The organism is Saccharibacillus sp. O23, from assembly GCF_002205895.1.
GTDB lineage: Bacteria > Bacillota > Bacilli > Paenibacillales > Paenibacillaceae > Saccharibacillus.
The window spans coordinates 43,794-56,683 of record NZ_NJDE01000032.1 but is presented as its reverse complement, the minus strand read 5'-3'; the positions used below and the strand labels follow the sequence as shown (position 1 = coordinate 56,683).

The 12,890-nt window shown below is 54.2% G+C and carries 10 protein-coding genes, 1 rRNA gene and 1 other RNA gene; all 12 read right to left on the bottom strand.

The window, feature by feature from the left end:
- Positions 1 to 98 (bottom strand): 16S ribosomal RNA (locus tag CDO73_RS25505); the annotation flags it as partial.
- Positions 99 to 615: 517 nt separating this feature from the next.
- Positions 616 to 1,212, bottom strand: a complete 597-nt coding sequence (recR, locus tag CDO73_RS25500; RefSeq protein ID WP_088491315.1) for a recombination mediator RecR — start codon at positions 1,210 to 1,212, stop codon at positions 616 to 618.
- 27 nt (positions 1,213 to 1,239) lie between these two features.
- On the bottom strand, positions 1,240 to 1,551 hold the full coding sequence (locus tag CDO73_RS25495) for a YbaB/EbfC family nucleoid-associated protein (RefSeq protein WP_088491314.1): 312 nt from the start codon (positions 1,549 to 1,551) through the stop codon (positions 1,240 to 1,242).
- A 61-nt stretch (positions 1,552 to 1,612) separates the two neighbouring features.
- Entirely contained in the window at positions 1,613 to 3,352 is a 1,740-nt protein-coding gene (gene dnaX / locus CDO73_RS25490) for a DNA polymerase III subunit gamma/tau (protein WP_088491313.1), read from the bottom strand.
- 116 nt (positions 3,353 to 3,468) lie between these two features.
- Positions 3,469 to 3,736: signal recognition particle sRNA large type (ffs, locus tag CDO73_RS25485), an RNA gene on the bottom strand.
- Between the two features lie 362 nt (positions 3,737 to 4,098).
- Complete coding sequence (locus CDO73_RS25480; protein WP_088491312.1) at positions 4,099 to 5,376, bottom strand: radical SAM family protein; 1,278 nt, start codon at positions 5,374 to 5,376, stop codon at positions 4,099 to 4,101.
- A gap of 50 nt (positions 5,377 to 5,426) precedes the next feature.
- Positions 5,427 to 6,803, bottom strand: a complete 1,377-nt coding sequence (rho, locus tag CDO73_RS25475) for a transcription termination factor Rho (protein ID WP_088491311.1) — start codon at positions 6,801 to 6,803, stop codon at positions 5,427 to 5,429.
- Positions 6,804 to 7,205: 402 nt separating this feature from the next.
- The gene (locus tag CDO73_RS25470; protein ID WP_088491310.1) at positions 7,206 to 8,459 is read right to left on the bottom strand and encodes a UDP-N-acetylglucosamine 1-carboxyvinyltransferase; all 1,254 of its coding nucleotides are present in this window, start codon (positions 8,457 to 8,459) and stop codon (positions 7,206 to 7,208) included.
- A 173-nt stretch (positions 8,460 to 8,632) separates the two neighbouring features.
- Positions 8,633 to 9,487, bottom strand: a complete 855-nt coding sequence (gene fba / locus CDO73_RS25465; protein ID WP_087801862.1) for a class II fructose-1,6-bisphosphate aldolase — start codon at positions 9,485 to 9,487, stop codon at positions 8,633 to 8,635.
- Positions 9,488 to 9,631: 144 nt separating this feature from the next.
- Positions 9,632 to 10,000, bottom strand: a complete 369-nt coding sequence (locus CDO73_RS25460) for a response regulator (protein ID WP_088491309.1) — start codon at positions 9,998 to 10,000, stop codon at positions 9,632 to 9,634.
- 313 nt (positions 10,001 to 10,313) lie between these two features.
- On the bottom strand, positions 10,314 to 11,915 hold the full coding sequence (locus tag CDO73_RS25455) for a CTP synthase (protein ID WP_088491308.1): 1,602 nt from the start codon (positions 11,913 to 11,915) through the stop codon (positions 10,314 to 10,316).
- A gap of 355 nt (positions 11,916 to 12,270) precedes the next feature.
- On the bottom strand, positions 12,271 to 12,786 hold the full coding sequence (rpoE, locus tag CDO73_RS25450) for a DNA-directed RNA polymerase subunit delta (RefSeq protein WP_218821645.1): 516 nt from the start codon (positions 12,784 to 12,786) through the stop codon (positions 12,271 to 12,273).
- Positions 12,787 to 12,890: the final 104 nt, after the last annotated feature.

Sequence of the window (12,890 nt, the reverse complement as noted above, 5' to 3'; positions counted from 1 at the left end):
GCATCAAAGAAGCAAGCTTCTCGTCAACTCCGCTCGACTTGCATGTATTAGGCATGCCGCCAGCGTTCGTCCTGAGCCAGGATCAAACTCTCCATTAAAGTTGCGACCCGAAGGTCGGCTTATCAAGAAAGCACCATGTGCTCGTTTAAAACGTGGCGAGAATTTTCATTCTCTATATTCTCACGATGATCTTCATCATCGCGACTCACTTACTGTTCAGTTTTCAAGGAGCAAACCGTGTATTTCTCGTCGTCGTTGATGTCTCAGCGGCGACTTTTATATCCTATCACACTCGCAAGCAGTTCGTCAAGCACTTTTTTTTAATTTCTTTTTCAGTGCAACTCGCTGTTTGAAGGTGTTTGTTGTCTTCTCTCGAAGCAACGTTTAATAATGTATCATACAGACAGCGAGCAAGTCAACATTATTTTCGTCTTTTTAATCATCTTTTTAAAAAGCGATAATCCTGCCTTTCTCGCGTTCCGGGTACAATAAATGGATTATACAATGAAACCGTTTTTCTGTCAGCCGGATTTTACAAAATCCTATAAAAAAGGCGGCCCCGTTCAGCACGGCGCCGCCTCTTGCTCCTATTGCTTTTGCGATCCAACGTATGCTCTACAGCTCTCTGCGCCCTTCCAATGCTTTGGAGAGCGTTACTTCGTCCGCATATTCCAAATCTCCGCCTACAGGCAGACCGTGCGCGATACGCGTTACTTTGATCTCGAACGGACGAACGAGGCGGGAAATATACATCGCCGTCGCCTCTCCCTCGATATTCGGATTCGTCGCCAAGATCAACTCCTGAACGCGTTCGTCGCTCAAACGGGTCAAGAGTTCTTTCAAACGGATATCGTCCGGCCCGATTCCCTCCATAGGAGAGATCGCGCCGTGCAGCACGTGATAATATCCGTCGAACTCTCTGGTCCGTTCCATCGCGACCAAGTCTCTCGGATCTTGAACCACGCAGATCACCGAAGCGTCGCGAGATTTATCCTGACAGATCCTGCACGGATCGGTATCCGTGATATTGCCGCAGACGGAACAGTAGTGCAGATTGCGTTTGACGCTGACGAGGGCCTTGGCGAAGTCGATCACGTCGTCTTCTTTCATGCTTAATACATGAAACGCCAGTCTCGCAGCCGTCTTCGGCCCGATTCCGGGCAGATGGGAGAACGCGTCGATCAGTTTGGCAATCGGCTCCGGATAATACAAGGCCACACTTCCCTTTTAGTAAATAGTTTAGAACAGACCCGGGATCTTCATACCGTTCGTGAATTTACCCATGTCTTGGTTCGCCAATTCTTCGGCTTTGCCCAGCGCGTCGTTGACGGCCGTCATGATGAGGTCTTGCAGCATTTCCACGTCGTCCGGATCTACCGCTTCGGGTTTGATGTTGATCGCGGTCACTTTTTTATGTCCGCTGACTTCCACGCTGACTACGCCGCCGCCGGAAGTGCCTTCGACTTTTTTCGTACCGAGCTCTTCTTGAGCCTTCATCATTTGCTCCTGCATTTTCTTGACCTGCTTCATCATTTGGTTCATGTTGTTCATCGTAATCTCTCCTTCGAAGTGGGCCTCGGCAGTCTCCGCAGCGCGGCACGCCGGGCAGCATTTATTCTTTAATGACAACCAGATTCTCCCCGAACAGGTTCAAGGCTTCGTCTACCCAGGGTTCTTTGCTGCCGCCTTCCTCTTCTTCATGTTCCAACTCCAACACTTCCGTCGCCGGCGCGGAGGCCGACTCGGCCGCTTCGTTCCAATCTTTTTGCATGATCGTCACCAAGTTCCATGTTCCGCCGAGCACTTGGGCGAGCACCTGCTCCACCACCTGACGGTTAGCCGGTTTCTCGATCGTTTCCCGGTGAATATCGTTCTTGAACGCGACCAGCACGGAGTCGTCCGAAGCCGATACCGGCTCGCCGTTGGTAAACCAGGCATGTACCGTTACCTTCTCTTCTTTTACCCGTTGAAGCACCTGGTTCCACTTCCCGCGAATGTCCTTGAACGACGAATCGTCCCGATGCGCGAGATAACGATCCATATGCGGCGGAAGCTTGGCCATTCGGGAAACGCGGGGAGCGCTCGGACGCGCGGCCGGACGGCCGCCTCCCGGTTCTCCCGCGCCGCCCGAAGCCGCTATGCCGGCGCGCATCGCCTGCTCCAGCTTCTTCTCCAGATCGGCGATCCGGATCTCCAGCTTGCGAACCGCTTGGGAATCGGCAGCCGGCGCGGACGCGTGAGCGGTCTGCGGCGAAACTTCGGCTCGTTCGTCGAGACCCACGAGATTCAGCAGCGCCACTTCGAACAGCATCTGCGGGTTGGCCGCGTATTTCATTTCGTTCTGGTACCGGCTGAGCGTATCGATCGTACGGAACAGATTTTCTTTGGAAAAACGCTCCGCGACCGCATGAAAAGACGAAGCATCGAGCACTCGCTCGGTCATATGCTCCGCATTGGGCACCATTTTGATCATCAGCAGGTCGCGGAAGTAATAGAGAAGGTTCTCCATGCACTTGTCCGCGCTCTTGCCTTCTTGCATCCAGCTCTCCACGGTCTGAAGCACGCCGCCCGCGTCTTTCGCGGTCAGCGAATCGGCCAGAGCGGAGAATTGTTCGGACGCGATTCCCCCGGTCATGCCGAGGACTTGTTCGTACGTGACTTTGCCGTCGGTAAAAGCGGAGATCTGATCGAGCACGCTCAGCGCGTCCCGCATCCCTCCGTCCGATAAACGGGCGATATACTGCAAAGCATTCTCTTCGGCTTCGATCTTCTCTTCGCGGCAGATCTCCGCAAGCCTTGCGGTCTGTTCTTCCAACGACACGCGCCGGAAATCGAAACGCTGGCAGCGCGAGATAATGGTAGCCGGAAGCTTATGCGGCTCCGTCGTGGCCAAGATGAACATGGCATGCTCCGGCGGTTCTTCCAGCGTTTTGAGCAGAGCGTTAAACGCTTCCGTCGTCAACATGTGGACTTCGTCGATAATATAGACTTTACGCCGAACTTCGGTCGGAGCGTATTTGATCTTTTCGCGCAGATCCCGGATTTCTTCCACGCCCCGGTTGGAGGCGGCGTCGATCTCCAGCACGTCCATGACCGCGCCGGCCGCGATGCGTTTGCACGTCTCGCATTCGTTGCACGGTTCCGGAGCGGGTCCTTTTTCGCAGTTGACGGCTTTGGCCAGAATCTTCGCGGCGCTCGTCTTGCCCGTTCCCCGCGGCCCGCTGAACAAATAGGCATGGGATACCCGCTGTTCGCGGATCGCGTTCTGCAGCGTTCGGATAATATGCTGTTGTCCCACCATGTCTTGGAACGACTGAGGCCGCCAAGCCCGGTAAAGCGCAATATGTTCCATCAGCGGCTCCTTTTTTGGACTGTCGTCTTCCCTTAATTATACTATATTTGCGGCCCGAAAAAAAAGAAAAACACCTTTGCCCTCGGCAAAGATGTTGGTCGTTTGAAAAAGTAAAACCGTGCACCCGCCTTCGATAGATTGTCATCCAAGCGGCACCTTTACACAACAACTCGGGCCAGGCCACCCTCCGGCACAAAAGCGGGTCTGCTTATGGCTGCTTCCTTCCGGACCTGACCAGGTTCACAGGTGCTCATTGCGGAGGACCAAACCGTCAACATTATGTGTAAAGACCAAACCTTACATAACAAAACCTCGAGCGGGAATTCAACCTCGCTATAGCGGATTGCGAGTTACAGGGCACCGCTACCTCCCCATCTAGCACGGCACTCTTTATTATACGGGATAGAAAGAGAAAACGCAAACAGGCCGGCAATGTTTGTGCCGGCCCCGGCGCGAGCCGATTTCGATCTGCGCTCGGCTTGGTTTCCTGCCCGTAGACAAAGAGTCTCCGAGTAAAGGGAAATCCAAAAGTCGCTTCGATTTGAAACCGGCTCGCCCCGTTCTTTCCGTTCCCCTCTCTGTGAGGAGGGAACGGAACGGCACAGCTTACAGAGACGAATAGGATTCTATTCTAACCCCCGGCGAGCTTGATTCTGATCGAGAGCGACTTCGGCTTTGCTTCGCCTAAGATCGAGACGCCTTGTCTCGATCCAGCGAAGCAAAACGAGCGGAGCGGCCGATCAGAATCAAGCGAGCCCGCCTACCCGAGGTTTCGCCCGACGTTGGTCTACCGGAGGTACATGGGTATACGAGCCGATCACGACGTTCGGCAGTTCTTCGCGGAAGATCTCCAGCATCTGCTTCATGCCCAGCAGCTCGCCGCGGGCAGGAGGAATCAGCTCCATGTAGCTTTCCGGGTCGATGTTCAGGTTGCGCATCTGGATCAGCTTCAGATCCGTGCGGCGCGCGAACTCGATCATGGCTTCGATCTCTTCTTCGCGGTCGGTGACGCCCGGGAAGATCAGATAGTTGATGGAGGTATAGACGCCCTGCTGCGCGGCATAGATCATCGATTTCTCAACGTTCTTCAGCGTATAAGCGCGCGGCTTGTAATACGCGTTGTAATGATCGTCGAGCGCGCTGATCGTGCTGACGCGCATCAGATCGAGACCGGCGTCCACGATGCCGCGGATATGGTCGGTCAGACCGGCGTTGGTATTGATGTTGATGTAGCCCATATCGGTGCGCGAACGAACTTCGCGCATTGCTTCGATGATGATCTTGGCCTGCGTGGACGGCTCGCCTTCGCAGCCTTGTCCGAAACTGATGATCGATTCCGGCGTCGTCAGATGTTCCATCATGATCTGCACGATCTCGTCCGTACGCGGACGGAAATTCATGCGGGTCTGCGGAGCGACAAAGCCGCTGTCGTCCGGTTGTTCCGAAATGCAGCCGAAGCAGCCCGCATTGCAGGAATAAGATACCGGCACGCCGCCTTCCCAACGGCCGAGGAACGTATTCGACGACGTCAGGCATTCGTAGCCGAGCGCGCAGTTCGACAAATGCTCGTACAGACGGTTTTCCGGATATTTCTCGGTAAAGTCGTGCACTTTGCGTTTCACTTCTTTGCGGTCGCAGTTATCCGGATTCCATTTCTCCGGATCGTCGCATTTCTCGGCCGTAACGAAGAATGCCCCGTCTTTCCAGACGACGGCGGAATAGCCGAACAGAGGCAGCTTGTATTCTTTGTCCGTCTTCACGTAGCCGGGAAGCGCCAAACGGGTAAAGCCTTGCGGCAGCAGAGCGCCGACGGCTTGCATCCCTTCGAGAGCGACCATCTCTCCGCTCTCCGGGTCGAGCGCGACGGGCTTGGTGCTCGGAAGCCCGACCAGCGTCGCGCCGTCCGGCAGCGGAATCAGTTCGTCGTCCATAATCTCGATAATCATATCGGCGCTGCGCGCCAGAGCAAACAACTCGGGGTGATCGTATACGTTGCCGTTCTCGTCGGCGTAAACCAAATGCATGGGTAAGGTCTCCTTTTTGCGGGCTTGCTTATAGCGGTCCGATCAGAATTTTAGTTGGTCGTGACAGGTGCGGAAGCCGTCCGCGTCGGGCGTCTCGTCACGCCGGAACCGGAAGAGGAACCTCCGCTTCCTTTGGAAGAAGACGCGGTCGATTTGGTGCCGCTGCCCTTGGTATTATTATCGGCCGACGTATCGAAAGAAGCCAGAAATCCGGCGTTGTCTTTGCTGTTGCGAAGTTTCTTGAGGAAACCTTCGATAAAGTCGAACGAATCGTTCATGTTCTTGCGGATATGCCAAACGGTATCCAGCTCTTCTTTGGACAACAGCATCTCTTCGCGGCGAGTGCCCGAACGGCGAATATCGATCGCCGGGAAGATCCGGCGTTCCGCCAATTTGCGGTCCAGATGCAGCTCCATGTTTCCGGTTCCTTTAAATTCTTCATAAATAATATCATCCATGCGCGAACCCGTGTCAATCAAAGCCGTCGCCAGAATCGTCAAGCTGCCGCCTTCTTCGACGTTGCGCGCGGAACCGAAGAAGCGCTTGGGACGGTGGAACGCGGCCGGATCGATACCGCCGCTGAGCGTGCGGCCGGACGGCGGAATAACCAAGTTATACGCCCGCGCCAAACGGGTAATGCTATCCAGCAGGATCACGACGTCTTTTTTGTGTTCGACCATGCGAAGAGCGCGTTCGAGCACCAATTCGGCGACTTTAATATGGTTTTCGGGCAGCTCGTCGAAAGTCGAAGCGACGACTTCGCCTTTGACGGAACGCTGCATATCCGTAACTTCTTCCGGGCGTTCGTCGATCAGGAGCACGAATAATTCGATCTCCGGATTGTTCTCCGAGATGCTGTTGGCGACTTCTTTGAGCAGCTGCGTCTTGCCGGCTTTCGGAGGCGCGACGATAAGACCGCGCTGGCCGAGTCCGACCGGAGCGAGCAGATCCATGATCCGCGCCGACAGACGATTCTGCGTGGTCTCGAGCGACAGCTTTTTCTCGGGGTACAGCGGAGTGAGCGCAGGAAAATGCAAACGTTCCGACGCGGTAGCCGGGTCTTCGCCGTTCACGGCATTGACTTGAAGCAATCCGAAGTAACGTTCGTTCTCTTTCGGGGCGCGACATTTTCCGGATACCAGATCGCCGCTTCGCAGATCGAACTTGCGAATTTGCGAAGCCGAAATATAAATGTCTTCCGCGCTCGGCAGGTAGTTGATCGGACGCAAAAATCCGTAGCCTTCGGAGAGTACTTCGAGCACGCCCTGCATGAACATCAATCCGCTTTGTTCGGCTTGGGCGCGAAGAATGGCGAAGATCAATTCTTTCTTTTTCATTTGACCGTAATACGGAATCTGATATTTCTTCGCTAATTTATACAGATCGGTCAGTTTCATTTCTTCCAGATCGGAAATTTGCAAATCCATGTAAGTAACCACCTATTCAATTTTATATTGGAAGGCTTCGTCGGCTCCTCTACAGGAACGGCCGCACGAATACCGATTATTGGCGATGTCGGATATAAACGTTTCAAGACAGACGCAGCGAGCCTCGCATTACGCTTGACGTTAAAAATGCGGCTTGCATTCAGGCCGCAAACGAGATGCTTCTTATATGGGTCGCGCGATCGGGAGAACGAGTCGTATGCGCTGTCGCATGAGTTAGGGTTCGGGCAATTCCCGAACGAATAGGAGAAAAAAACGGCTGGATGAAAAAAACGGAGAATAAAGCGTCCATTTACGATAAGCATTACCCAATTGTCGAAAAGATGATTCGGAAATTCCGAAAAAAGTGCGGACGCGGTCCGAAGGACCGCGCCTGCTTAAAAATCAGATCGTCTGACGCCATACGTCGGCGCCCAGATTGCGAAGGTTGGCAACCAAGTTGTCGTAACCGCGATCGATATACTCGACGCCTTCGATTTCGGTCACGCCGCCTTCGACGGTCAGGCCGGCGATCACAAGAGCCGCTCCGGCCCGCAAATCCGCAGCTTGAACTTTGGCCGCATTCAACTTGCCGCCTTCGATCACCGCCGAACGGCCTTCGACGCGGATCTTCGCGCCCATGCGAACCAATTCCGGAACGTGCTTGAAGCGATTGCTGTACACAAAATCGCTGAGCACGCTGGCGCCGGTCGCCTGCGTCAGCAGGCTGGTCATCGGAGATTGAAGATCCGTCGGGAAGCCCGGATATACCAGCGCTTTGACATCGACGTGCTGATAATCGGGGCCGCCGATGATGCGAATGCTTTCGTCCATTTCCTCGACGGTTACGCCCATTTCCTGAAGCTTGGCGGTCAACGCCTCCAAGTGTTTGGGAATGACGCTGTCGATCAGCACGTTGCCGCGCGTCGCGGCAGCGGCAATCATGTACGTTCCCGCTTGAATACGATCGGGAATGATCGAATGGCGGCAGCCGTGCAGCTTCTGTACGCCTTCGATGCGAATGGTCTCCGTGCCGGCTCCTTTGATGCTCGCTCCCATGGAGTTGAGCAGAGTCGCAACGTCTATGATTTCAGGCTCTTTAGCCGCATTTTCGATGATGGTGGAGCCTTTGGCTTTTGCGGCCGCCAGCATGATATTAATCGTCGCGCCTACGCTTGCGACATCCAGATAAATCTTCGTTCCGCGAAGTTGTTCGGCATGCAGATGGATCGAGCCGTGCTCGTTCACCGCGGTCGCGCCCAGAGCTTCGAAGCCCTTGATATGCTGATCGATCGGGCGAGGTTCGAAGTTGCAGCCCCCGGGAAGCCCGATAAGCGCTTCGCCGAACTTGCCGAGCAGCGCTCCCATCATATAATAGGAAGCACGCAGTTTCTTGACCGGTCCGTTAGGCATCGGAATCGACTTCACGTTCGAGGGATCGATTCGCATTTGACTGCCTTCCCAGGATACGCGCGCACCGAGCCCTTCCAGGATCTCGGCATAAACCGCTACATCGCTGAGCAGCGGGAGATTATCCAATATCACTTCGGAATCCGCAAGCAGCGCTGCGGGAATAAGCGCGATCGCACTGTTTTTCGCACCGCTGATCGTAACCGTTCCCTGGAGCGGACGTCCGCCGGTGATCATTAATTTCTCCATAAGTTCAAAGGTCCCCCTACTTGATGTGCAGCCATTCAAAGAAGACTGATGATAATGTGGTCGAATTTAAAACAAAGTCGAATTTAAAACAAAATGGAAAGACACCGATTAAACGGTGACCTTTCCATAATGAATGAGTGCTTCGGATTTTGCAACAAGAATTAGCGAAAAGCTTAGGCTTTGTTGCTGGAACCGAATTCTTTGATTTTGCCGATAACCGTTTGCTTGATTGCTTCGCGGCCCGGTTGAATGAACGTACGCGGATCGTAAGCGTCCGGCTTAGCAGCCAGTACTTCGCGAACGACTTTCGCGAACGCGATTTGGTTTTCCGTGTTTACGTTGATTTTCGACGTACCCAGGGAGATCGACTTTTGAATGTCATGAGTCGGGATACCCGTACCGCCGTGCAGAACGAGCGGAAGGTTAACCGCGTCGCGGATTTCTTCCATCTCTTTGAAGCCCAGGTTAGGCTCGCCGTGGTAAGGACCGTGTACGGAACCCAGTGCCGGAGCCAGGGTGTCGATGCCGGTTTCTTTCACGATGCGTACGCATTCGTTCAGGTCCGCGTATTGAATGCCGCCGATAACGTCGTCTTCTTGTCCGCCGACCGTACCGACTTCGGCTTCTACGGAAGCGCCTTTAGCGTGCGCGTATTCCACGACTTTTTTCGTCATTTCGATGTTTTCGTCGATCGGGTGGTGCGAACCGTCGATCATGACGGAAGTGAAGCCTGCGTCCAGAGCTTCTTTACATTTGTCGAAGCTCGAACCGTGGTCGAGGTGAATCGCGACCGGAACCGTGATTTTCAGGTCGTGAATCAGACCTTCCACCATTTTAACGACTGTATAGAAACCGCTCATGTGACGCGCAGCGCCTTCGGATACACCGAGGATTACCGGAGATTTTTCTTCTTCGGCAGCCATGAGAATGGCTTGCGTCCACTCGAGGTTGTTGATGTTGAATTGACCCACCGCGTATTTTCCTTCGAGAGCTTTGTTCAACATGTCTGTCATCGAAACTAATGGCATGGTTGTTCCTCCTAAATTAAATGTTGGATTTCTATCTTGAGCCGACATCCATACTTGCCTATTATAGCACTGTCTCGTGAAATACTAAACAGTCTGGTTGTAAAGTTACAAGGAATTTACATGAACAAAACGATGTCGGGACGTTCATTCGCCGCGCAGGTAACGACCTACGGCCAATCGCATCTCGTCGATGTCGAAAGGTTTGGTAAAATGCATCAGCGCTCCCTGATCTTTGGCTTCCTTGATCATGTCCAATTCGCCGTATGCCGTCATCATGATCACTTTGATGCTCGGATCGAACGCTTTGATATGGCGAAGGATCTCCAGCCCGTCCATGCCCGGGATTTTCATATCCAGCAGCACCAGATCGGGTCGGTCTTTTTGCAAAAGATTCAACGCTTCCTTGCCGTTAGCCGCCTGATAGGTCTTATAGCCTTCGCTGCCGAATACTTCGTTCAGTAGCATGCGAATGCCGTTCTGGTCATCGACGATCAATATTTTGTGTTCGCTCATTTTGCTGATCCTCCCCGATTTTTCCGCTGTCCGCCGGCCCTTGCGCATGCCGTCGAACCTTCGCGCCCCCGGGCGCGCCTCTCGCGTCATCGCCTTTTTTTGATCTAGAAACTAATTCGACTCCCTGAATCTTACTCCTGCTAATTCCAGCAAACAAGTCCGAATATTTCCCATTAACGGCGGCGAACGGAAGCTTCAAGCGGCCTGTCCGGCAAAAAACGGCCGAAATCGCGGCGCGGTCGACGGTTTTCCGTGCGCGATCAGCATAAAAAAGAAGCCCGGGCCGCGGCCCGGACTTCTCGAAAATCAGAGATTAAACGGAATACGTGATCGCCGCTTTGACGAATTCGCGGAACAGCGGCTGCGGACGGTTCGGTCTGGACGTGAATTCCGGGTGGAATTGAACGGCCAGGAACCACGGGTGGTTCGGCAGCTCGACGATCTCGACCAGACGTCCGTCCGGCGACGTGCCGGAGATCACCAAGCCGGCCGCTTCGATCTGCTCGCGGTAAGCGTTGTTGAACTCGTACCGGTGACGGTGTCTCTCGTAGACCAATTCGTCGTCGTAGCACTGCATCGCGAGCGAACCTTCGACCAGTTTGCACGGATACAGGCCCAGACGCATCGTGCCGCCCAGATCTTCGATATCCTTCTGTTCCGGCAGCAGATCGATAACCGGGTAAGCCGTAGTCGGATCGATCTCGGAACTGTTCGCGCCTTCCATGTTGGCCAGAGCGCGCGCATATTCGATCACCGATACCTGCATGCCGAGGCAGATGCCGAAGAACGGCACGTTGTTCTCGCGCGCGTAACGGATCGCCGTGATCTTGCCTTCGATGCCGCGGTCGCCGAAGCCGCCCGGTACCAGAATGCCGCCCAGCCCGCCGAGCATTTCTTCGACGTTCTCGTCCGTTACTTCTTCCGCGTCGACCCAACGGATCTTCACGTCCGCGTTGGCGTCGAACCCCGCGTGCGAGAGCGACTCGACGACGCTGAGGTACGCGTCGTGCAGCGCGACGTATTTGCCGACGATCGCGATCTCGACCGTTTTCTCCAGCTTGCCGATCCGATCGACGAGCGCTTCCCACTCCGTCATGTCCGGCTGCGGCGTGTCGAGCTTCAGATGCTTGACGACGATCTCGTCCAGACCTTCGTTGCGCAGGTTCAGCGGCACTTCGTACAGGGTCGAAGCATCGCGGCATTCCACGACGGCGTCTTTGTCGAGGTCGCAGAACAGTCCGATCTTCGCTTTGGTGTCTTCGGACAGCTCGTGCTCCGTCCGGCACACGATCACGTTCGGCTGAATGCCGATGCTGCGAAGTTCTTTTACGCTGTGCTGCGTCGGCTTGGTCTTGATCTCGCCGGCAGCCTTGATGTAAGGAATCAACGTCACGTGGATGTACATTACGTTGTCGCGGCCCACGTCGCTGCGCAGTTGGCGGATCGACTCGAGGAACGGCAAGCTCTCGATGTCGCCTACCGTACCACCGATCTCGGTGATGACGACGTCGGAACCGGATTCGCGTCCGGCGCGCATGATGCGCTCCTTGATCTCGTTCGTGATGTGCGGAATGACCTGTACCGTACCGCCCAGGTATTCACCGCGGCGTTCTTTGCTGATGACCGAAGAGTACACTTTGCCGGTCGTCACGTTGCTGTTCTTCGACAGGTTGATATCGATGAAACGCTCGTAGTGCCCGAGGTCGAGGTCGGTCTCCGCGCCGTCGTCGGTCACGAATACTTCGCCGTGCTGATACGGGCTCATGGTTCCCGGGTCGACGTTGATGTACGGATCGAATTTCTGAATGGTCACTTTCAGGCCTCTGTTCTTCAGAAGTCTGCCGAGCGAAGCGGCCGTGATGCCTTTGCCGAGCGAAGACACGACCCCGCCCGTTACGAAGATATACTTAGTCACTGTAAAAAACCCCCTGTACGGTCATTATGTGCATGCCCGAAAACCGTCCATTCCAGCGTAGGCGATTGGTCGGTTCGCGGTCATGCCTTTAGATGTAGCAAAACATTCCGGCGCATCAAGTGAAGCAGATCGGATGGCTGTGCGTATGGAAAAACACCCTATAAAAAACAAAAAAAGTGACACCCGTGTCCACGGGGCACTTTTTATCGTCTCTTGCATTATATTCCGTACTTAAATCAAAAGCCCAAGCAATAGTTTACCTGTTGACTCGGGGGCTGTCAAGCAGGGAAAGCAGGCATTTTCGGCCCGCTTTCTTCCGCTCCGCTTTTGGGAAAAACAAAAGCCGAAAGACCGATTAAGCTTCGTCTTCGTTATCGTCCCCGTACTCTTCTTCTTCCTCTTCTTCCTCTTCTTCGAGGTCTTCGTCCAGCTCTTCGCCTTCGATCTCTTCTTCGTCCTCGATCTCGTCGTCGACGATCACGTCTTCGTCCACGTCGTCTTCGTCGTTGTCGAACAGATCGTCATCCTCTTCTTCGCTCGCGTCGTCGAACGATTCGTCGTCGGCGTTGAACGTCGTATCTTCGTCCAGATCGTCGTCGTCCTCGTCGTTGATGATGCGCGGACGTTTCGAGCTTACGACCGGATCTTCGGATTTCTCCAGCGGGTACCAACGTTTCAGGCCCCAAAGATTCGTTCCCACGCAAGCAAAGCGGCCGTCGATGTTGATCTCGGTATAGAGCTGCGCGATCATGTCCGCCGCTTCTTCGTCGGTCAGGCTGCGCTGACGCGCCACTTCTTTCATCAGATCCGGATAGTAGTAAGGTTCGTTGGCTTTTTTCAAAATCATGAAAGCCAGATCGACCATCGGCATTTCGCGGATTTTCTCGTTGTCGATCGACAATTCAATCGGTGCAGGTGTCAAATGGACACTTCCTCTCAAAACTTAATGCAATTCGTAGTCAAGAAAAAAGTCAA